Genomic DNA, 21,327 nt, shown 5'->3' with positions numbered 1-21,327 from the left:
GATCAGACGAGGGTGTCGCGCAGTCGCGCCGCGACGGTGGTCGCGTGCTCGGTGAGACCGGTGTGCCCGGACCGGTCGGCGAACTCGGCGAAGCTGTCCCAGCGGGCGATGAGCGCGTCGGCCCGCGGCGCGGACAACTGATGGTCCCGGACCGCGGCGATCCGCGCATAGTCCTCGGGCAGGAACAGATACGTGGACAGCCACACCCACACCAGTTGCGCGTCGAGGACCCGTTCGGTGAGCAGGGCGTCGTCCGCGAGAGCCGGCCACATGCCGACCACCTCGGCCCGCCACGCCTCGGTCATGGCCCGGGCCCGGTCGTACGACAGGTCGATGCTGCACAGGCACGCCGGGAACGACACCAGCGCATACGCGAGGTCGAGGGTGGCGTCCCGGAAGCCGCCCCACTCGTAGTCGAGGAACCGGACACCGGCGTCGTTGACGATGATGTTGTCGGGGCACAGGTCCGACGGGCTGAACGCCCGGAACCGGCCGCCCCCGAACAGTTTCGCGGCCCGGTCCGCGACCGCGAGGACATCGTCGGACACGGCGACACCGAGATCGTCGGTGAGCAGTGCCGGGACCGTGGCGAGCGCGGCCGCAGCCTGCTCGGCGACGACGTCACCGCAGTGCGCGACCTCGGCGCGACGCAGCAGCGCGGTGAAGTCCTCTTCGCGGCCGACGGTGGCCGCGTGCATGCGGCCCAGCGCCTGCGCCATCGCCATCAGCGAGTTGGTGACGGTGTCCGGGTCGGTGCTGTCGAGCAGCGACGCGAACGGCGTGGAATCCCCCAGGTCGCCGAGCACGAGGAGGCGTTCGTCGAAGTCGTACGCGAGCAGTTCGGCGCCGGGCCGGCTCTCCGTCGCGAGGGCGGTCGCGAACTGGTAGGAGACGGCCTCGCGCAGGAAGGCCACATCCACCGAGTCGGCCGTGTCCACCGACTCGGCGCCGGGTGTCCGGTCGACGAGTACCTGCTTGAGTACGAGCGTCCGCGGCAGCGAGAACGGGTTCTCGGCGACCCGGACCCGGAGCACGATCGTCCGTCCACTCCCCCCGAGGTCGACCGGGTCGACGAGCCGGACGGTGGCACCGGTCCGGCGGGTGAGCAACTTCTCTGCTGCGGCTACCACCTCGGAGAGGGGGTCCGCCAATATCGCGGTCATCGCTCCTCAACCTACCCGTCGGAACGGTTTCCGGCCCGGCAATCACGACCGGCCCGACCCGTCGAACGCCCCTGACCTGCACGAATTCAGGGTCACAGATCGATCACGGCCCCGCACCACGGTGTGTCGTGGGCGGGGCCGTGATCGGGAACCAGGGTCCGGACGTGCCCTATTCGGCTGCGGCGGCCGGCTCCGGCTTCGCGTCGATACCCGACTCCTTGCGCTGCAGCTCCGTGATCGGGGCGGGCGCATCGGTCAGCGGGTCGACACCGCCACCGGACTTCGGGAACGCGATGACCTCACGGATCGAGTCGAGGCCCGCGAGCAGCGCGGTGATCCGGTCCCAGCCGAACGCGAGACCGCCGTGCGGCGGGGCACCGAACGCGAAGGCGTCGAGCAGGAAGCCGAACTTCTCCTGCGCCTCCTCCTCGGAGATGCCCATCACCGCGAAGACGCGTTCCTGGACGTCCTTGCGGTGGATACGGATGGAGCCGCCGCCGATCTCGTTGCCGTTGCAGACGATGTCGTAGGCGTAGGCGAGCGCCGAACCGGGATCGGTGTCGAACGTGTCGATCGACTCCGGCTTGGGCGACGTGAACGCGTGGTGCACGGCGGTCCAGGCGCTGTAGCCGAGGGCGACGTCACCGGCCGCGGTGGCCTCGTCGGCCGGCTCGAACAGCGGCGCGTCGACGACCCACACGAACGCCCACGCGTCGGGATCGATGAGGTCCTGCTTGCGGGCGATCTCGCCGCGCGCGGCACCGAGCAGGGCCCGCGACGACTTGACGCCGCCGGCCGCGAAGAAGATGCAGTCGCCGGGCTGTGCGCCGACGTGCGCGGCCAGGCCGTCCCGCTCGGTGTCGGTGAGGTTCTTGGCGACGGGACCGCCGAGGGTGCCGTCCTCGCCGACCAGCACGTACGCGAGACCCTTGGCGCCGCGCTGCTTGGCCCATTCCTGCCACGCGTCGAGCTGCTTGCGCGGCTGGCTCGCGCCGCCCGGCATGACGACGGCGCCGACGTACGGGGCCTGGAACACGCGGAACGTGGTGTCGGAGAAGAACTCGGTGCACTCGACGAGTTCGACACCGAACCGCAGGTCGGGCTTGTCGGAGCCGAAGCGGCGCATCGCCTCGGCGTACGTCATCCGCGGGATCGGGGTGACGATCTCGTGGCCGATGAGCTTCCACACCGCGTGCAGGATCTCCTCGGCCAGCAGGATCACGTCCTCCTGCTCGACGAAGCTCATCTCGAGGTCGAGCTGCGTGAACTCGGGCTGCCGGTCGGCGCGGAAGTCCTCGTCGCGGTAGCAGCGGGCGATCTGGAAGTAGCGTTCGATGCCGCCGACCATGAGCAGCTGCTTGAACAGCTGCGGCGACTGCGGCAGCGCGTAGAAGCTGCCCGGCTGCAGGCGGGCCGGCACCAGGAAGTCGCGGGCGCCTTCCGGGGTGGACCGGGTCAGGGTCGGGGTCTCGACCTCGACGAACTCGTGGTGCGCGAGCACCGCCCGCGCGGCGGCGTTGACCTTCGAGCGCAGCCGGATGGCCCGGCCCGGACCCTCGCGGCGCAGATCGAGGTAGCGGTGCTTGAGGCGGGCTTCCTCACCGGGCTGGTCGTCGAGCTGGAACGGCAGCGGCGCGCTCTCGTTGAGGACCTCGAGCGCGGTGGCGTTCACCTCGATGGCACCGGTCGGGATCTCGAAGTTCTGGTTGCCCTCGGGACGCACCTCGACCGTGCCGGTGACCTTGACGCAGTACTCGGCGCGCAGCCGGTGCGCCTGCTCGAGCACGTCACCCGCACGGAACACGACCTGGGACACGCCGGACGCGTCACGGAGATCGATGAAGATCACCCCGCCGTGATCGCGCCGCCGGGCCACCCAACCGGTGAGGGTGACGGTCTGCTCGGCGTGCTCGGGTCGTAGCGAGCCGGCCAGGTGAGTGCGCAGCACGGGATTCCTTTCACAAACGTTCGGCACAGCGATCGATCCGCACCTCGGGCACGGACTTTCTGTTGCTGCGATCCTACGGAGGGGCCGCGGGTTATCGGAAACGCACGCCCGGATTACTGGAATGCTGTTACGACCGGCACAGCGGTTTCGGACAGGGAGCGGACAGAGATGACCTTCAACGACAACGCGCACGTCGATGTGGGGCGGGTGTCCACGAGCGGCGGTGGCGGCGGCCGCGGCGGCAAGATCGCGCTCGGTGGCGGCGCCGGCGGCCTGATCGTGCTGGTGCTGGCCCTGCTCCTCGGCGGTGATCCGGGATCGCTGCTCGGCGGCCTGTCCGGGTCGACGACGCAGACGCTCGACGCGGGAACCAGTTCCGTGGCCGGTGCTCTCGCCGAGAAGTGCCGCAGCGGCGCCGACGCCAACGCCGACGTCGACTGCCGTGTCGTCTACACCGTCGGCAGCCTCGACCACGTGTGGGACGCCGAGCTGCCCGCACAGACCGGGGTGGCGTACGAGGCGCCGTCGGTGCGGCTGTTCTCGGGTGCGGTGAACACCGGCTGCGGCAACGCCACGTCCGACGTCGGCCCGTTCTACTGCCCCGCCGATTCGACCGCCTACTTCGACACCAGCTTCTTCCAGTTGCTCACCGACCGGTTCGGCGCCAACGACGGCGCACTCGCGCAGGAGTACGTCGTCGCGCACGAGTTCGGGCACCACATCCAGAACCAGCTCGGGGACATCGGCCGGGCGCAGCGGGATCCGCAGGGGGCGACGTCGCAGGCGGTGCGGACCGAACTGCAGGCCGACTGCTACGCCGGGATCTGGGCGAACCATGCGGCGACCCAGCCCGCCCCGGGCGGTGGTGTCCCGATCCTGAAGCCGCTCACCGACACCGACATCCGGGACGCGCTGTCGGCGGCGTCCGCGGTCGGCGACGACCGGATCCAGCGGTCCGCCGGTGCCCGGGTGAACCCGGAGGGCTGGACGCACGGGTCGTCGGAGCAGCGGCAGAAGTGGTTCCTCGCCGGGTACACGACCGGGCAGGTGCGCGCATGCGACACGTACTCGGCGCGCACCCTCGACGCTCCCCCTGCGCTGCGCTGACCGGCGCCACCTAACCTGGTCCGGAACAGATTCGCTCGACGAGTTCCGGAGGCCCCGTGGCGATCGTGCACCGTGAACGTGCCCTCGACGCACCCGGCGAGGTCGCGTTGCGCGACAGCCGCGTCGCACTGTCCTGGACCGACGTGGGCGACGCCGTGAACCGGGTCGCGAACGCGCTGCGGGCCACCGACGTCGGCCCGGACCGCCGGGTCGCGGTGTTCGCCCGCAACGCCGCCGAGACGGTCCTCGCGCACGCCGGGATCATCCACGCCGGCTGTTCCCCCGTTCCCGCGAGCTTCCACCTGACCGCCCCCGAACTGGCGTACCTCCTCGAGGACTCGCGGGCGCGGGTGCTGCTGGTCGGCCCGGAGAACGCCGCCGTCGGCGCCGAGGCGGCCCGGCTGGCGGGGGTGTCACTCGTCGTCGGCTGGCGCGGCGGGCGCGACGACGTCACCGGATGGGATGCGTGGCTCGCCGGGGCATCGGCCGACGATCCGCCGGGTGGCGCTGCGGCGCAACCGTTCCTGTCGTACACGTCCGGGACGACGGGCACCCCGAAGGGTGTGCACGCGCTCGCCGGCAGCCCCGTGCCGGGGACGAGCGTCGAGCAGTACGTGCGCTCGATGCAGGAGTTGCCCCTGGCCCACGGTGGCGGGCATCTGGTGGTGGGCCCGCTGCACCACACCGGCCCGCTCGCGGGGGTGCGGCTGATCGCGTGCGGGCGGCCCGTCACCGTCCTCGAGAAGTTCGACGCCGAGACCGTCCTGGCGACGATCGAGCGGCACCGCATCTCCACGACCCTGATGGTGCCGACGCATTTCCGCCGGCTGCTGGCCCTGCCGGAGGCCGCCCGCTCCCGCTACGACGTCGGCTCGCTCGAGTGGGTGACGCACACCGGCGCCGCCTGCCCGCCGGACGTGAAGCGGGCGATGATCGACTGGTTCGGTCCGATCCTGTACGACTCGTACGGCGGCAGCGAATCCGGTCCGCTGTGCGGCATCACCAGCGCGGAATGGCTGGACCGTCCGGGCAGTGTGGGCCGGGTGCGGCCCCCGTACGTGCGGGCGGTCGCGGTCGACGCGTCCGGCACCGAACTGCCGCCCGGAGCGGAGGGCCGGCTCGCGTTCGAGGAGCGTGACGGCCGCTGCGTCGCGTATCTCGGTGCGGCGCAGAAGACGTCGGACGCGTTGATCCGGCCGGGCCTGTTCACGCTCGGCGACGTCGGCTACGTCGACGACGACGGGTTCGTGTTCATCACCGACCGGGAGACCGACCTGATCATCTCGGGCGGCGTCAACATCTATCCCGCCGAGATCGAACACGTCCTCGCCGCGCACCCGCACGTCGTGGACGTCGCGGTGATCGGGGTGCCGGACACCGACATGGGCGAGTCGGTGCACGCGCTCGTCGTGCCCGCCGATCCCGGGGCCCTCCCCGACGCCGGTGAGCTGATCGCGCACTGCCGCACCGTGCTGGCCGGATACAAGGTGCCGCGGACCGTGGAGTTCCGGGAGTCGTTGGGGCGCAGCACGATGGGCAAGATCAGCAAGCGGTTGCTGCGCGGACCGTACTGGGAGACGCCCCGATCCCGACCGGGACCGTCTCGGCCGCCTGCCGGAGCAGCGGCAGATCCCGCTGCAGCAGTGCGCTTTTCGTCAGGATCGTGAACGGGGTGCGCGACTCGGTGAGGGCGCCGATGATCGCCGGCATCAACCGGTAGTGGCCCTCGGCCCGCTGGTACGGGTCGGTGTCGGCGCCCAGCACGACGTGCTCCCGATTCCACGACCGGCGGGCCAGCTCCCGCTGCAGGACCGCGGCCACGTTCGCTGCGACCACGAGCTGACCGGCGGCATCGCCCGGGCAGTCGCGAAACGTGGTGACGCCGAAGCGGAACGGCAGCGCCGACCCCTCCGGCACCCGCTCGAGAGCACTCGTGCACAGCACCTCGTGGAACGTGACGCCGACGAACTCCGGCATCCGGACACTGCGCATGAGCCCGGCCCGCGCCGGCTCCGGGAGCGTGCCGTCGTCGACCCCGAGTGCCTGCCCCTGCCACCTCATGCCCACAGTCGAACACGTGTGCGAATCCGTGTCAACAGGTGTCCCACCACCGACCGCCGCCGAAGCCGTTCCCCGTGCGCCTGAGACAATCTCGCCCATGACTCGACAGAACATCTCGTCCGGCTCCGAGTGGGAGCCGAAGATCGGCTATTCGCGCGCGGTGCGGATCGGCAACCAGGTCGCGGTGTCCGGCACCACCTCTCCCGGCGCGACGCTCGAGGAGCAGACCCGCGGGGCGCTCGCCACGATCGCCGCGTCCCTCACCGAGGCGGGGGCGTCGCTGACCGACGTCATCCGCACCCGGATGTACCTGCGGGACATGTCCACATGGGAGGAGGCGGCCCGCGCGCACGGTGAGGTGTTCGGCGAGATCCGCCCGGCCACCACGATTCTCGAGGTGAGCGCGCTCATCGACGCCGACCTGCTGATCGAGATCGAGGCCGACGCCGTGCTCTCCGACTGAGCCTCCGACTCCCCCGCATCCGGACCTGCCCGGTCAGAACATCAGCACCCCGTGCGTCACGAGCCACGCGATGGGGTCGGTCTTGATGCCGCCGGGCAGGTCCACCTCGAAGTGCAGGTGCGGGCCGGTCGAGTTGCCGCGGCTGCCGACGTCGGCGATACGCTGGCCGGCGGTCACCCGCTGCCCGACCGAGACGAGGTTCCGGTCGTTGTGGCCGTACGTGGTGACGGTGCCGTCGTCGTGCCGGATGCGGATCCACAGCCCGAAGCCGGACGCGGGCCCGGAGTTGATGACGGTGCCGTTACCGGCGGCGAGGATCGGCGCGCCCATCGGGGCCGCGATGTCGATGCCCATGTGGCCGCCCCCGAAGTACGTGGTGATCGGTCCCGACGCGGGCCGGACGACGCCGCCGAGGCCGAGGCTGCCCAGGCTTCCGAGGCCGCCGAACGGCAGGCCCGAACTCGAGCCGGCCCCCAGGTTCTGCAGGGAATCCAGTGCCCCGCCGACGGTGGTGAGCACCCCCGACACCTGGTCGAGTGCGCCGGCGATCTCGGCGGATCCGATCGGTGGCAGTGGTGGCAGCGCGGGCGCCGCAGCGGCGGTCGAACCGGTTCCGATCACGAGGCCGGCGGTCATGCCCGCCGCTGCTACTGCACTCGCGATCACACGCTGAACACTCGACCGCAGCTTCGCGTTACCCATTCGTGCACCCTTCTCGACGGTGTATCGATCCGGATCGGACGGTAGCAACGTCGGGACGTTCCGGCGACTCGTTCGCACCGATTGGTCTGTACGACGACGGAAATGTCCACTGAGTGGAACCTGTTCAGCGCGCGCCGATTCCGTCGACGATGGACTGCACGACGGCGCCGTAGCGGCGGACGAGGTCGTCGGCGTCGAGGTCGTCCGGTGTCAGGAGTCCGACCGTGCGCAGGCCGCCGGCCAGGCCGAGGAGCACCGAGACGACCATCTGCGTCGGCAGTTTCCTCTCCGTCTCGTCGCCGATCTTGGCGGCGATCCCCCGCACGTATCGCTCGCGCGCGTCGGCCGAGGCCGCATCCCGGTCCGGCGCCTCGTGGATGAGGAGCGGCATCATCACCCACGGTTCCGATTCGCCGGAGTCGCGGCGTTCGACGATGTTGCGCACCAGGCGGTAGCCGACGGTTTCGTCCTCGCACACGTGCGAATCGTCCGCCGCGGACGGCAACGTGGGCGCCGCGGCCGCGTACAGTTCGGCTTTGCTGCCGGTCGTCTTCATCACCATCGCCGGCGAATATCCGGCGAGTTCGGCGACGTCCTTGATGGTCGTGGCCGTGTAGCCACGTTCTGCGAACAGTGTCCGGGCGGCGTCGACGATCGCGTCCCGGGTGGATCGGCGCGGGCTCACGCCACCGTCTCCGCGCGTGCCTCGGCGGCCGCCTCGACGACCGCCGACTCGGACACCGGTCGGGCGGTACGGGGAATGAACCAGGCGACGGCGGCCGCGAGCAGTGCCATCGCGCACGCGATCGCGAACACGGTGCGGAACGCGTCCAGTGTCGGGAAGTGCTGCCCGGCGATCTCGACGGTCATCGCGGTGAGCAGTGCGGTCACCACGGCACTCGACGTGGACGTGCCGATCGAGCGGACCAGTGAGTTCAGGCCGTTGGAGGCGGCGGTCTCGGCGACCGGCACCGACTGCATGATGAGGATCGGCATCGCCGAATAGGTGATGGCGGTGCCGACGTTGACGGCCATCGCGCCGAGGATGATCGGCACGAGCGCGTCGTTGAAGCTGACCCGGACGACGTATGCGGCCGCGAGCACGAGTGCACCGGTGATCAGGGTGACCCGAGCCCCGAACCGGGTGGTGATCTTCGCGGACAGCGGCGAGAACACCACCATCGCCAGGCTCGACGGCACCATGCACAGGCCTGCGACCATCGCACTGAGCCCGAGTCCGTAGCCGGTGATCTCCGGCATCTGCAACTGCTGGGTGGTGGCGAGCAGATTCGCGAACATCGCGAAGCCGACGATCATCGACGCGATGTTGGTGAGCAGCACCGGCCGTCGCACCGACGTCCGCAGGTTCACCATCGGGTCGGTGACCCGCAACTGGTAGGGAATCCAGATCGCGATCACGACGGCGGCCAGCGCGAACGAGCCGAGGGTGCGGCCGCTCCCCCACCCCCACATGCCACCCTTGGAGATGCCCAGCAGCAGCGCGGTGAGCGCGATCGACAGGACGACGGCGCCGACGATGTCGAAACGTCCCGGCGCACGGACGTCGGATTCCGGAACGACCACCACGAGTGCCACGAGCAGGAGCAGCCCGGCACCCGCCGACGTCCAGAAGATCGCGTGCCAGCCCAGATGGTCGTAGACGACTCCGGCGAGCGGCAACCCGGTCGCGCTGCCCAGGCCGAGGGTCGCGCTCATCAGTGCGGTGGCGGCGGGCACCTTCTCCCGCGGCAACTGGTCGCGCAGGATGCCGATCCCGACGGCGATGAGGGACGACGCGAAACCCTGCAGGCCGCGTCCGATCAGGACCGTGAGGAACGAGCCGCCGATCGCGGCGAGCAGCGAGCCGCTGACCATCACCGACATCGCCACGATCATCATGCGTTTCTTGCCGACCATGTCGGCGAGCCGGGACACGATCGGGGTCGCGACGGCCGCGGTGAGCAGTGTGATGGTGACCAGCCAGAACGCATTGTCGGTGCCGACGCCGAGGATCGGCCCCAGCTCGGGCAGCAACGGCACCACCAGGGTCTGCTGCAGCGAGACGAGCGTGCCGCACAGGCACAGGACGGCGGTGACGAGGGCACTGGAGCGGCGGGGGCGGGCGGGCGGCCTGGAAGCCAAGCGATCATCTCCGAACCTGGGGACGCGGTCGGTGATCGCACGCTGCCATCACCGGAACACCGCGAGTGAACGGGCGTTCACCACCGAGTGAACACGTATTCACCCCGTCGGAGCAACTCGCGTTCCCATCGCGTGGACGGAAATCGACCGCACGGTGCCGTAGCGTCGTTGCCCGTGCACACGACTTCTCCATCCGTCGAACAGGGCCGGACGATCGCCACGTCGGCACTCGTCGCGGCGGGGGTGATGGCGGTCTGCGTCGTCGTGTGGCACGTCTACGCCCTGCCGATCGGCGACCCGTTCTACGGTTTGTTCGAGAATTTCGCGGACCTGGCGATCTACCGGGCCGGCGGCGACGCGGTCGTGCACCGCACCGGCCTGTACGACGACGCGATCCTGTTCGGGATGCAGTTCACCTACACCCCGTTCGCGGCGATCGTGTTCGCGCCGTTCGCGCTGGTGTCGCAGACGGTGACGAACCTGATGTGGTGGTCGGCGACGTTCGCGGCGCTGATCGCGCTGGTCGCGGTGTCCTTCCGCAGCCTCGGCTACCGATCCGGCCCGCGCCTGTGGCTGCTGAGCACGCTGCTCGCGGTCGCGACGACGGCCCTCGAACCGGTCCGCTCCACCATCTGGTTCGGGCAGATCAACGTGTTCCTGGTGCTGCTGGTGGTGTGGGATCTCACCCGTCCGGCCGGGTCCCGGCTGCGCGGCGTCGGCACCGGCATCGCCGCCGGTATCAAGCTCACCCCCCTGTTCTTCCTCGCCTATCTGGCGGCGGTCCGGCAGTGGCGCACCGCCGTCACCACCGGGTGCACGTTCGCCGCGACCGTCGCGCTCGGGTTCGCGGTCGTGCCGTCGGACGCGTGGTCGTACTGGACCGACCGGGTCGTGCATGCCGGCCGGGTCGGGCCCGTCGACGCGGTGGGCAACCAGTCCGCGAACGGGATGCTCGCCCAACTCCTGCGTTTCTACGGCGCCACCGACTACCAGGATCCGGTGACCGGCGTGTTCGCGCCGCCGACGTGGATGTGGATCCTCGTCGCCGGTGTCCTGGCCGCGCTCGGCCTGGCCGCGGCGGCCCTCGCCCACCGCCGCGGGCACGTGCTGCTCGCCGTCGTCCTGACCGGCATGAATTCCGCTGTCGTGTCCCCGTTCTCGTGGGGACACCACTGGGTGTGGTTCGTGCCGCTGCTCGTGCTCGCCCTGCACCACGCGGCCACGTCCGACACCCGCATCGGACGGCTCGCACCGGCGGTGGTCGCGGTGCCCGCATTCTCGTGGTGGTGGCACTACTCCGACGGTGCTCCCCTGCACGGCACCGCCCACCCCATCGGGATCGGCCTGTTCACGTTCCCCCGCCACTACCAGCACTGGTCGACGCAGTTGCTCGTCCCGGTCTACTCGAGCTGCTATCTGCTGGTGTTCGCCGCGGCCGTCGCCGTCACCTTCCGGTTGCTGTGTACCCGGAAGCTGGACGCCGCACCTACACCTGCACGAGTTTCGCCAGATCGCTGCGGTGGCTGAGCGACAGCTTCTCGCACGCCCGGTAGACGTGCCCCTCGACGGTGCGCACCGACAGCACCAGCCGCCGGGCGATGTCCTTGTTGGACAGGCCGCGCCCGACGAGCACCGCGATCTCGCGTTCCCGGTCGGTGAGCGGGAGCGGCCGGGCCGCCTTCGCGAGTGCCGGGGTGCGGGCGTCGTCGCACTGCGACGCCAGCCAGTGCGCCTTGGCCGCGGCCGCGAGCTCGCCGCGCCGGTCGTGGGACCGCGCGTACGCGGTGGCGGCCTGCGCGTACGTGTCGGCGGCGAGCAGCAGGACACCGGCCCGTTCGAATCCTGCCGCGATCCGGTCCAGGGCGGGCCCGTCCGAGCGGGCCAGGGCCCGGCCGCGGGCCGCGGCGGCCGCCGGGAACGGGCCGTCGACGAGGACCGCGAGTTCCTCGAGCCGCGGCACCGCCCCGTAGTCGCCGAACGTAGTGGCCACGTCGAGCGCCAGTACCTCGAGCATGAACTGCCCGGCCGACGCCGCCCGCTCGGCGCCGCGGCGCGCGGCCCGCACCGCCGCGGACACCTCCCCCGCCGCGCCGGCCGCCCAGGCCCGCGCGACGTCGACGAGCGGGTCGAAGAACGCCAGTTCCGGCCCCGAATGCCGTTCGGCGACAGCGACGGCGGCCGCGGCGTCGTCGGCGCGCCCCTGCGCGGCCCGCACCTGGCACAGGCTCACCGCGGCCAGCAGCATCCACTCCGAACGCGTGTCCCGGTCCAGGACCGCCAGCGCCTCCGTGAGATGGGCGGCCGCCTCGTTCAGTCGTCCACCCATCTGTTTGACCACCCCGGACGCGACGTCGGCGAGGGCCGCACTGTTCGGCTGGCCGGCCGCCAGCGCCCGGTAGCGGGCGGCGGTGTCGCCGGCGGCACCCAGCCGTCCGACGAACGTCGACGCCAGCACCTCGAAGTAGCCGATGTGGAAGCGCAGCAGGCCGTCGCCGTGTTCGATGGCCTCCCACGCGGACGCGGCGAGCGCACCCACCTCGAACCCGCGACCGGCGGTGGTGAGTGCGGCGGTGCCGGCGAACACTCCGCTCGCCCGCGCCCACGGGTGCGCCTCCTCGGCGGCCTGCACCTGCCACGCCAGGGTGATCGCGTCGGCAAGTTTCCGGTCGTACAGGTGCAGCACCGCGTCCAGCGCGACGACCGACACCCGCAGCATCGGGTCGGTGATGCGTCCGCGTTCCCGCTCGAACAGGTCGACGGCCTCGCGGGGCCGGCCCGCCTCGAGGTACAGGCTGGCGACGCGGGTCAGCAGCCAGCGGGCCACGTCGTACTCGCACAACTCGTCCGGGTCGACGGCCGCGAACACGTCCTCGGCGGCGTCGCCCCGCCCCTGCCACATCAGGGCCCGCCCCAGCGCGAACGACGCACCGAACCCGGCGCCGCGGCGCACCGCCGCCGTCGCGAGCCGCGCCCCCAGATCGAGGCTGCACATCGCGATCGCATCCTCGGCACCGCGCACCAGCAGTTCCGGATCCGGTTCGACACCCGACTCGATCGCCAGTTCCGCTATCCGCATCGACGTCACCACCCCCGGGTCGGGGGCCTCCCGCAGCACCTCCACCAGCCGCCGTTTGATGCGCTGCGCGGCCAGGGTGCCCGCCCGATCGCGCACCACCTCACCGAACAGCGGGTGGGCGAGCCGCACCACCGGCGCGTCACCGACGTCCCGCACCCGCACCAGGTCGAGACGTTCGGCGTCCTCGATGGGCCGACGGCCGACGAGTTCGTCGAGCACCTCGAGTTCGAGCGGTTCGCAGAACGCCAGGTATTCGACGACACCGAGAACATCCTTCGGGATGCGGGCGAACCGGGATTCGAGCAGCGACGCGAGCGCCGGTGACACGCCCGGCCGGCCCCGCAACTGCCACACACCACCGGACCGGCGGAGGGTGCCGCCGTCGAGGGCGCTCTCGACCAGGTGCCGCAGGAACAGCGGGTTGCCCTCGGATTCCGCCCACAGCGCGTCGGCGCTGAACCGTTCGACCGGCGCCCCCAGCACCGTCACCAGTTCCCGATCCATCTCGGCCCGGGTGAACGGCTGCACCACCAGCGGGGTGAGCAGGCCGTCCTTCCACAGCGCCTCGATCGCCGCCGGCACCGGGGCGCCGCTGCGCACGGTCACCACCAGTCGGGCGTCACGGCCCACCGCCAACTGGTGCACCAGTCCCGCGGAGAAGTCGTCGAGCAGGTGGGCGTCGTCGACCCCGACGATCCCGACACCACCGTCGGCGGCGAGTCCGTCCTCGGCGAGCACGTCCCGCACCGCCCGCAACGCGACCACCGGATCACGGGACGTGGTGCGCGCCAGGTGCGGCGCGAACGCACCCAACGGGATGTTCTGGGTGGATTCGGTGCCGGCGATCCAGCGGGCGTCGCCGGAGAGCGCACCGACCAACTCCCGCGCCATCGTCGTCTTGCCGACCCCGGCGGTGCCGACCAATACCACCCCGCACGACGTGCCGTCGCGGAGCAACTCCTCTGCGTCGCGGAACGCCTCCCGACGATCCAGGACGGGCCAGAGACCGACCATGACTGAACGATAATCCTCGCCGGCGACGACGCGCAGCGAACAGCCGAAGCCGCAACCGGGGAGTTACCGTCCGGTCGGTCCGTCTCGTCCGGGCGGGGTCAATCGGCGAGTGCCGCGACCTCCCCGTCGGTGAGCGTGGTCTGCGGCACCCGTCCGGCATCGCGCACCAGCACGACGGCCCGGTACAGGGGGCGCTCCTCGAGACCGGCGCCGCGCGCCTCGGCCCGCAACTGCCCGATCAGCACCGACGCCGCCGCCACGGCCGGCACCAACTCGCTCGACGACAGGGCGTCGGCGAGCTTGCGAAGCCCGAGGACCTCGAGTTCCCGGCCACCGTCCGCGGTGTACAGCGCGAGCGGCACCGACTGCACCACCCGGCCGTCCCCGACCCGGAGCACCACCTGGTTGACCCGCGCCGACCGCACCGTGAACTCCACCGTCACCGCCTGCGCGACATCCAGGCGGCGGCGCCGGAGACCGTTCGACGCGTGCAGTACGGTGCCGTCCAACCAGATTCGACGTCGTGTCGCGAGCAACGCGGACACCGCGGTCGGGGCGCCGACGACGACACCGACCGCGACCGCCACCGGCAGCGACGCGAACAGCGCCACCACCCCGGCGGCGACCACACCGATCAGCACCGACACCAGCGCCACCCGGCGCATCCGCGGCGCCAGCAGCTCGGCCGGAATCAGGTCGAGCGCGAACTCGTCGCGGCCGGCCCCGTCAGGCGTCGGCAAGAAGCGCACCCGTCCGCGCGACGATCTCCCCGAGCGGCACCGACACCTGCTCGCCGTCGGTCAGGTTCTTTACACCGATCGTGCCGGCCTCGAGATCCTGGTCGCCGAGCACCAGCGCGAACCGGGCACCGGAACGGTCCGCGGCCTTCATCGACCCCTTGATGCCGCGGTCGCCGTACACCATGTCGACGCGGATCCCGGCCGTCCGCAGCTCGTGCGCGAGCACCACCATGCGGGCCTTCGCGGCGTCGCCGAGCGGCACCCCGAACACGTCGCACCGCCCCGGCACCGCCGCCGTCTTGCCCTCCGCGGCGAGCGCCAGGATGGTGCGGTCCACACCGAGACCGAACCCGATCCCGGACAGCGGCTGACCACCGAGCTGCGCCATCAGGCCGTCGTAGCGTCCACCGCCGCCGATACCGGACTGTGCGCCCAGACCGTCGTGCACGAACTCGAACGTGGTCTTGGTGTAGTAGTCCAGGCCGCGGACCATGCGCGGGTTGACCACGTACGGGACGCCGAGCGCGTCGAGGTGTGCGAGCACCTGATCGAAGTGCGCCTTCGCGCTCTCCGACAGGTGATCGAGCATGAGCGGGGCGTCCGCCGTCATCTCCTTGACGTGCGGGCGCTTGTCGTCGAGGACGCGCAGCGGGTTGATCTCCGCGCGCTTCCTGGTGTCCTCGTCCAGATCGAGCCCGAACAGGAACTCCTGCAACCGTTCCCGGTACTGCGGGCGGCACGTGTCGTCGCCGAGCGAGGTGATCTCGAGCCGGAAACCGTCGAGGCCCAGGCCGCGGAACCCGGCGTCGGCGATCGCGATGACCTCGGCGTCGAGGGCCGGATCGTCGACGCCGATCGCCTCGACACCGACCTGCTGCAACTGCCGGTAGCGGCCCGCCTGCGGACGCTCGTACCGGAAGAACGGGCCCGCGTAACTCAACTTCACCGGCAGCTGGCCGCGGTCGAGGCCGTGCTCGATGACCGCACGCATCACCCCGGCCGTGCCCTCGGGGCGCAACGTCACCGACCGGTCGCCGCGGTCCGCGAACGTGTACATCTCCTTGGAGACGACGTCGGTGGATTCACCGACCCCGCGCGCGAACAGACCGGTGTCCTCGAAGACGGGCAACTCGATGTGCCCGTAGCCGGCCAGCCGGGCCGCGCGGGTCAGCCCGTCGCGCACGGCGACGAACTCCGCGGACTGCGGCGGGACGTAGTCGGGAATGCCCTTGGGGGCCGAGAAGGTGCTGGCGCCTGACTTGCTCACTGTGTCTACTTTTCCTTACCGGGACGCGGACAGTCCAACGAGGAACGGATTGGTGGCACGTTCCTGACCGATCGAGCTGGTGCCACCGTGCCCGGGCAGGATCGCGGTGTCGTCGCCCAGGACGAGGAGCTTGGCCGCGATCGACGCCAGCAACTGCTCGTGGTCACCGCCGGGCAGGTCGGATCGGCCGATCGACCCCTGGAACAGGGTGTCGCCGGTGAACGCGATCTGCAGCGGGCCGTCGTCGGTGCCGATCTCGGTGCGCAACACCACCGACCCCTGCGTGTGACCGGGCGTGTGGTCGACGACGAAGTCGATACCGGCGAGCGTGATCTCGTCGCCGTCGGCGAGGTCGATCACCTCGGACGGCTCCCGGAATACGGTGTCGCCGACGATCTGCTTCATGCCCGGCCCCATCCCGCGGCCCGGATCGGACAGCATGTAGCGGTCGTCGGGGTGGATGTACGCGGGAATGCCGTACCGCTCGCACACCGGCGCCACCGACCACGTGTGGTCGAGGTGCCCGTGGGTGAGCAGCACGGCCCGCGGCGTCAGCGACTGCTGGTCGAGGAACTGCGCCAACGGCTCCGCCGCGTCCTGACCGGGATCGACGACGACACACTCGGTGGCGTCGTCGTGCGCGAGGATGTAGCAGTTGGTCTGGAACATCCCGGCCGGGAATCCGGTGACGAGCACGATTGTCAGCTCCTAGAGTGCGGGTCGGTGACGGACCGAGAACGAATCGCCTACAGCCTAGGCGCTCGCCCTTCCGGCATCTTCTCAGGTTGGAATGGGAGACTCTGTGCGGCCCACAGACGCTGGTCGACTGAGCGGCCGGACACATACCGAACGAAACGTACGGGAGGACGACTGCAGTGCCGAGCAATCAGCAGCGCCGGGATGCGGCGAAACGGAAGCTGGACCGCCAGCTCGAACGACGCGCCGAACGCGCCCGCAAGCGCAAGCAGATGACGATCGCCGGATCGATCGTCGGGGCGGTCGTCGTCGTGGCCGTCGGCGCCGTCGTCGTCACCCTGTCGAGCCGCGACGACGGCGGGACGGAGAACACGGCCTCCGAGAACACCACCACCGAGAACACGGCCGCCGCCCTGCCCACGGCCCGCGCCGCGGCGCTGCCGAATCTCGTCAACTGCAGCTACACCCCCGCCGGGGAGGCCGCCAAGCCGAACACGCCGCCGCGCAGCGAGGGCATCGACACCACCGTGGCAACGGTCAGCGCCTCCATGGAGACCAGCCGGGGCAACATCGGCCTCACCCTGGACAACGCCGAATCCCCCTGCACCGTCAACTCTTTCGTCAGCCTCGCACAGCAGGGCTACTTCGACGGCACCGCCTGCCACCGCCTCACCACCAGCGATTCGCTGAAGGTGCTGCAGTGCGGCGACCCGTCCGGCACCGGCGCCGGCGGACCCGGCTACCAGTTCGCCAACGAATTCCCCACCGACCAGTTCGCGGCCGGTGACATCACCGCCCAGATGCCCGCCACCTACCCGCGCGGCACCCTGGCGATGGCCAACGCCGGCCCCGACACCAACGGCAGCCAGTTCTTCCTCGTCTACGGGGACTCCACCCTGCCGCCGCAGTACACGGTCTTCGGCAGCATCGACGAGACCGGACTCGCGACCCTCGACACCATCGCCGCCGCCGGCGTCGAAGGCGCCGCGGCCGACGGCAAACCCGCCGAGGCCGTCGACATCACGAGTGTGAGGCTGGACTGATGAACAAGCGCACCACGATCGCCGCAGCCGGACTCGGCCTGGCACTGGCCCTGACCGCATGCTCGAACGACGACTCCGGCAGCGACACCGCCGCCTCGACGACAGCGTCGAGCATGTGGTCCACCCCGGCCGCCCCGCAACTCGACCTGTCCCGCTACGGCACCCTGCCGGGCGTCCCGGCCGGCACCCCGACCGTCGACTGCAGCTACCCGGAGTCCGGGCCCGCCGCCAAATCCGTCCAGGCCCCGAACGCCACCGGCGTTCCCGCCGAGGGCACCGTCACCGTCACCCTCACCACCAACGTCGGCCCCGTCGGCATGGACCTGAACCGGGCCGCCGCCCCCTGCACGGTCAACAGCGTCGTCAGCCTCGCCGAGCAGGGCTACTTCGACGGCACCCCCTGTCATCGCCTGTCCACGAACCCCGGCCTGCAGATGCTGCAGTGCGGCGACCCCACCGGCCGCGGCTCCGGCGGACCCGGCTACGACTTCGCCAACGAATACCCCACCACCGCCTACGCCGCCGGCGACCCCGCCGCCCAGAAACCCGTCGTCTACCCGCGCGGCACCATCGCCATGGCCAACGCCGGCCCCGACACCAACGGCAGCCAGTTCTTCCTCGTCTACGCCGACTCCGTCCTGCCCCCGCAGTACACCGTCTTCGGCACCATGACCGACGAGGGCATCGCCACCGTCGAGAAGATCGCCGCAGCCGGCGACGACGGCTCCAGCCCCGCCGGCGGCGGCGCCCCCAACACCGCCGTCACCATCCAGACCGCGAAGGTGGGCTGACGGGGCCGGTTGCCCCCACCCACACACAGCTGAAGGGACCCTTTGTACGCCTGGAGCGAACAAAGGGTCCCTTCAGCTGATAGGCCAGGCCGGCCCCGGGAGTCTCGGGCAGGTGTACGCCTACGCCGCGGAGGTGACGCGGTAGACGTCGTAGACGCCCTCGACGTTGCGGACCACGTTGAGGACGTGGCCGAGGTGTTTCGGGTCGCCCATCTCGAAGGTGAACTTGCTGATCGCGACGCGGTCGCCGGAGGTGGTGACGGACGCGGACAGGATGTTGACCTTCTCGTCGGCGAGGGCCTTGGTGACGTCGGACAGCAGCCGGTGCCGGTCGAGGGCTTCGATCTGGATGGCGACGAGGAACACCGACGACGGGGACGGCGCCCACTGCACGTCGATGATGCGTTCGGACTGTTCACGCAGTGAGGTCGCGTTGGTGCAGTCGGTGCGGTGCACGCTGACGGCGCCGCCGCGGGTGACGAAACCCATGATCTCGTCGCCGGGTACCGGGGTGCAGCATTTGGCGAGTTTGGCGACGGTGCCGGGGGCGCCGGGCACCAGGACGCCGACATCACCGCTGCGGGGACGCGACAGCGGGATGTTCGACGGTGTGGACCGCTCCGCGAGCTCTTCCTCGACGGCGCCGACACCGCCGAGGTGGGCGACGAGCCGCTGCACGACGTGCTGCGCGGACACGTTGTGTTCGCCGACGGCCGTGTACAGCGCGGACACGTCCGGGTACCGCAACTCGTGGGCGAGCGCCGTCATGGATTCGGCGTTCATCAAGCGCTGCAACGGAAGTCCGCCGCGGCGCACTTCCTTGGCGATGGCGTCCTTGCCGGCCTCGAGGGCTTCCTCGCGGCGTTCCTTCGCGAACCACTGCCGGATCTTCGCCTTGGCGCGCGGCGACACCACGAACGACTGCCAGTCCCGGCTGGGGCCGGCGGTGGCAGCCTTCGAGGTGAACACCTCGACGACCTCACCGTTCTCGAGTTGACGTTCGAGGGCGACGAGGCGGCCGTTGACGCGGGCGCCGATGCACCGGTGCCCGACCTCGGTGTGCACCGCGTACGCGAAGTCGACGGGGGTCGACCCGGACGGCAGCGTGATCACGTCCCCCTTCGGGGTGAACACGAAGATCTCCTTGACCGCCAGGTCGTAGCGCAGCGATTCGAGGAACTCGCCCGGGTCGGCAGCCTCCCGCTGCCAGTCGAGGAGCTGACGCATCCACGCCATGTCGTCGACCTCGGTCGAGTCGTGTTTCGCTGTGTTCTTCCCCCGGAGCTCCTTGTACCGCCAGTGCGCGGCGATACCGAACTCGGCGGTGCGGTGCATGTCGCGGGTGCGGATCTGCACCTCGAGCGGCTTGCCCTCCGGCCCGATGACGGTGGTGTGCAGCGACTGATACACCCCGTACCGGGGCTGGGCGATGTAGTCCTTGAACCGTCCGGCCATCGGCTGCCACAGCGAGTGCACGACACCGACCGCGGCGTAGCAGTCGCGGATCTCGTCGCACAGGATCCGCACGCCCACCAGGTCGTGGATGTCGTCGAAGTCGCGACCCTTGACGATCATCTTCTGGTAGATCGACCAGTAGTGTTTGGGCCGGCCCTCGACGGTCGCGCTGATCCGCGACGCCGACAGGGTCGCGTTGATCTCGGCGCGCACCTTCGCCAGGTAGGTGTCGCGGGACGGCGCCCGGTCCGCGACCAGACGCACGATCTCGTCGTACTTCTTGGGGTGCAGGATCGCGAATGCGAGGTCCTCGAGTTCCCATTTGACGGTGGCCATGCCGAGCCGGTGGGCCAGCGGCGCAATCACTTCGAGGGTTTCGCGGGCCTTGCGGGCCTGCTTCTCCGGCGGCAGGAACCGCATCGTACGCATGTTGTGCAGCCGGTCGGCGACCTTGATGACCAGCACCCGCGGGTCGCGGGCCATCGCGATGATCATCTTGCGGATCGTCTCGCCCTCGGCGGCCGAGCCGAGCACCACCTTGTCGAGTTTGGTGACACCGTCGACGAGGTGCGCGACCTCCTCACCGAACTCGGCGGTCAACTCCTCGAGCGAGTAACCGGTGTCCTCGACGGTGTCGTGCAGCAGCGCCGCGACCAGCGTCGTGGTGTCCATGCCGAGTTCGGCGAGGATGTTCGCGACGGCGAGGGGATGCGTGATGTACGGGTCGCCGGACTTGCGGAACTGGGTGGCGTGCCGCTGCTCGGCGACGTCGTAGGCGCGCTGCAGCAGCGACACGTCCGCCTTCGGGTACACCTCGCGGTGCAGGGCGACGAGCGGTTCGAGCACCGGGCGCACCGGGGCGTTGCGGGCGCCGGTGATCCGCCGGGCCAGGCGGGCCCGGACGCGGCGGGACGCCGACGTGGGCACCGGGGCAGGTTTGTCGCCTGCCGGTGTGCCGCCCGAACCTGTGTTCTGGGACCGGTCAAGATGCTGGGTCATGCCGTCACCTCCTGCCACCGCGCTGCGGGCGGTCCCTCGGGCCGGGTGGTGCTGCTACACCACCAGGCACAACTGTAGTCCTCTGTACGTCTCAGACCCGGACGAGCGATGTCAGCGGATACCGCTCGAATCGGGCGCGTCCCCCGAGTTCCTCGATCTCGAGGACCACAGCGACACCGACGACGTCGGCGCCCGCCCGCGACAACAGTTCCGCGGCCGCCAGCAGGGTGCCGCCGGTGGCAAGGACGTCGTCGACGACGAACACCCGGCGACCGGTCAGGTCGGGAGTGTCGTACGGGATCTCCAGCGTCGCCTCACCGTACTCGAGCGCATAGCTCTGCGCGTGCACCGGCGGCGGCAGCTTGCCGGCCTTGCGGACCGCGAGCACCCCGCAGCCGAGTTCCAGGGCGGCACCGCCACCGAGCAGGAAGCCGCGCGCGTCGACACCGGCGACCAGGTCGGCTCCGGCGCCCGCCGCGGCGAGTCCCTCGATCACTGCGCGGTAGCCGGGGCCGTCCGCGAACACCGGCGTCAGATCCGCGAACCGGACACCCGCCGTGGGGAAGTCGTCGCACCAGCGGGTCAGCCGGGACACGGCCGAGCCGGCCCGGTCGAGGGCGGCGGCACGGGGACCGGTGTCACGGTCACGAGAAGGCATGG

General features: G+C 70.7%; 17 protein-coding genes and 1 pseudogene. 6 read left to right on the top strand and 12 right to left on the bottom strand.

What is annotated here, in order from left to right; genetic code table 11:
- Positions 1–2: 2 nt before the first annotated feature.
- Both E0497_RS09155 and aspS read right to left on the bottom strand, forming a co-directional pair.
- Complete coding sequence (locus tag E0497_RS09155) at positions 3–1,163, bottom strand: kinase (protein ID WP_137724477.1); 1,161 nt, start codon at positions 1,161–1,163, stop codon at positions 3–5.
- A 169-nt stretch (positions 1,164–1,332) separates the two neighbouring features.
- Entirely contained in the window at positions 1,333–3,111 is a 1,779-nt protein-coding gene (gene aspS, locus E0497_RS09150) for an aspartate--tRNA ligase (protein WP_137724476.1), read from the bottom strand.
- A 168-nt stretch (positions 3,112–3,279) separates the two neighbouring features.
- Here aspS and ypfJ point away from each other — a divergent pair, with 168 nt between their 5' ends.
- Both ypfJ and E0497_RS09140 read left to right on the top strand, forming a co-directional pair.
- On the top strand, positions 3,280–4,218 hold the full coding sequence (ypfJ, locus tag E0497_RS09145) for a KPN_02809 family neutral zinc metallopeptidase (RefSeq protein WP_137724475.1): 939 nt from the start codon (positions 3,280–3,282) through the stop codon (positions 4,216–4,218).
- Positions 4,219–4,274: 56 nt separating this feature from the next.
- Positions 4,275–5,885, top strand: coding sequence for an AMP-binding protein (locus E0497_RS09140; protein ID WP_137724474.1), 1,611 nt, complete (start codon positions 4,275–4,277; stop codon positions 5,883–5,885).
- Here E0497_RS09140 and E0497_RS09135 read toward each other — a convergent pair.
- Positions 5,794–6,279: pseudogene (locus E0497_RS09135) on the bottom strand (radical SAM family protein); the annotation flags it as partial. The gene E0497_RS09140 and the pseudogene E0497_RS09135 overlap by 92 nt on opposite strands.
- Before the next feature lie 97 nt (positions 6,280–6,376).
- On the opposite strand from E0497_RS09135, the gene E0497_RS09130 reads away from it, so the two are divergent.
- Entirely contained in the window at positions 6,377–6,742 is a 366-nt protein-coding gene (locus E0497_RS09130; RefSeq protein WP_137724473.1) for a RidA family protein, read from the top strand.
- 33 nt (positions 6,743–6,775) lie between these two features.
- Here the strand turns inward: E0497_RS09130 and E0497_RS21095 are convergent, their stop codons facing one another.
- From E0497_RS21095 to E0497_RS09115, 3 genes are all read right to left on the bottom strand, one after another.
- Positions 6,776–7,444: a M23 family metallopeptidase gene (locus E0497_RS21095; RefSeq protein WP_137724472.1), complete on the bottom strand. Its 669-nt coding sequence runs from the start codon at positions 7,442–7,444 to the stop codon at positions 6,776–6,778.
- Between the two features lie 124 nt (positions 7,445–7,568).
- Positions 7,569–8,129, bottom strand: coding sequence for a TetR/AcrR family transcriptional regulator (locus tag E0497_RS09120; RefSeq protein WP_137724471.1), 561 nt, complete (start codon positions 8,127–8,129; stop codon positions 7,569–7,571).
- Positions 8,126–9,586 (bottom strand): MFS transporter, encoded by a 1,461-nt coding sequence (locus E0497_RS09115; protein ID WP_137724470.1) that lies wholly within the window; start codon positions 9,584–9,586, stop codon positions 8,126–8,128. The genes E0497_RS09120 and E0497_RS09115 overlap by 4 nt, the downstream gene beginning before the upstream one ends.
- A 174-nt stretch (positions 9,587–9,760) precedes the next feature.
- Here E0497_RS09115 and E0497_RS09110 point away from each other — a divergent pair, with 174 nt between their 5' ends.
- The gene (locus E0497_RS09110; RefSeq protein ID WP_241665809.1) at positions 9,761–11,113 is read left to right on the top strand and encodes a glycosyltransferase 87 family protein; all 1,353 of its coding nucleotides are present in this window, start codon (positions 9,761–9,763) and stop codon (positions 11,111–11,113) included.
- Here the strand turns inward: E0497_RS09110 and E0497_RS09105 are convergent.
- The 4 genes from E0497_RS09105 to E0497_RS09090 all read right to left on the bottom strand — a co-directional run bounded on the left by E0497_RS09105 (position 11,073) and on the right by E0497_RS09090 (position 16,379).
- The gene (locus tag E0497_RS09105) at positions 11,073–13,676 is read right to left on the bottom strand and encodes a LuxR family transcriptional regulator (RefSeq protein ID WP_137724469.1); all 2,604 of its coding nucleotides are present in this window, start codon (positions 13,674–13,676) and stop codon (positions 11,073–11,075) included. The two genes, E0497_RS09110 and E0497_RS09105, sit on opposite strands and share 41 nt — an antisense overlap.
- 98 nt (positions 13,677–13,774) lie before the next feature.
- On the bottom strand, positions 13,775–14,341 hold the full coding sequence (locus tag E0497_RS09100; RefSeq protein WP_137724580.1) for a hypothetical protein: 567 nt from the start codon (positions 14,339–14,341) through the stop codon (positions 13,775–13,777).
- A 61-nt stretch (positions 14,342–14,402) separates the two neighbouring features.
- A complete protein-coding gene (gene hisS, locus E0497_RS09095) occupies positions 14,403–15,683 on the bottom strand; it encodes a histidine--tRNA ligase (protein ID WP_137724468.1) in 1,281 nt (426 codons plus the stop codon).
- A gap of 15 nt (positions 15,684–15,698) precedes the next feature.
- Entirely contained in the window at positions 15,699–16,379 is a 681-nt protein-coding gene (locus E0497_RS09090) for an MBL fold metallo-hydrolase (protein WP_137724467.1), read from the bottom strand.
- 179 nt (positions 16,380–16,558) lie between these two features.
- Here E0497_RS09090 and E0497_RS09085 point away from each other — a divergent pair, with 179 nt between their 5' ends.
- Positions 16,559–17,422 (top strand): peptidylprolyl isomerase, encoded by an 864-nt coding sequence (locus E0497_RS09085; RefSeq protein WP_137724466.1) that lies wholly within the window; start codon positions 16,559–16,561, stop codon positions 17,420–17,422.
- A complete protein-coding gene (locus E0497_RS09080; RefSeq protein WP_137724465.1) occupies positions 17,422–18,213 on the top strand; it encodes a peptidylprolyl isomerase in 792 nt (263 codons plus the stop codon). Before E0497_RS09085 ends, E0497_RS09080 begins: the two co-directional genes overlap by 1 nt.
- A gap of 120 nt (positions 18,214–18,333) precedes the next feature.
- On the opposite strand, the gene E0497_RS09075 is transcribed toward E0497_RS09080, so the two are convergent.
- Both E0497_RS09075 and E0497_RS09070 read right to left on the bottom strand, forming a co-directional pair.
- Complete coding sequence (locus E0497_RS09075; protein ID WP_137724464.1) at positions 18,334–20,667, bottom strand: RelA/SpoT family protein; 2,334 nt, start codon at positions 20,665–20,667, stop codon at positions 18,334–18,336.
- 91 nt (positions 20,668–20,758) lie between these two features.
- On the bottom strand, positions 20,759–21,325 hold the full coding sequence (locus tag E0497_RS09070; protein ID WP_137724463.1) for an adenine phosphoribosyltransferase: 567 nt from the start codon (positions 21,323–21,325) through the stop codon (positions 20,759–20,761).
- Positions 21,326–21,327 lie beyond the last annotated feature (2 nt).

Source organism: Prescottella subtropica (assembly GCF_005434945.1).
Lineage (GTDB): Bacteria > Actinomycetota > Actinomycetes > Mycobacteriales > Mycobacteriaceae > Prescottella > Prescottella subtropica.
The sequence above is the reverse complement of the archived record's forward strand: the minus strand, read 5'-3'. Positions and strand labels throughout refer to the sequence as shown.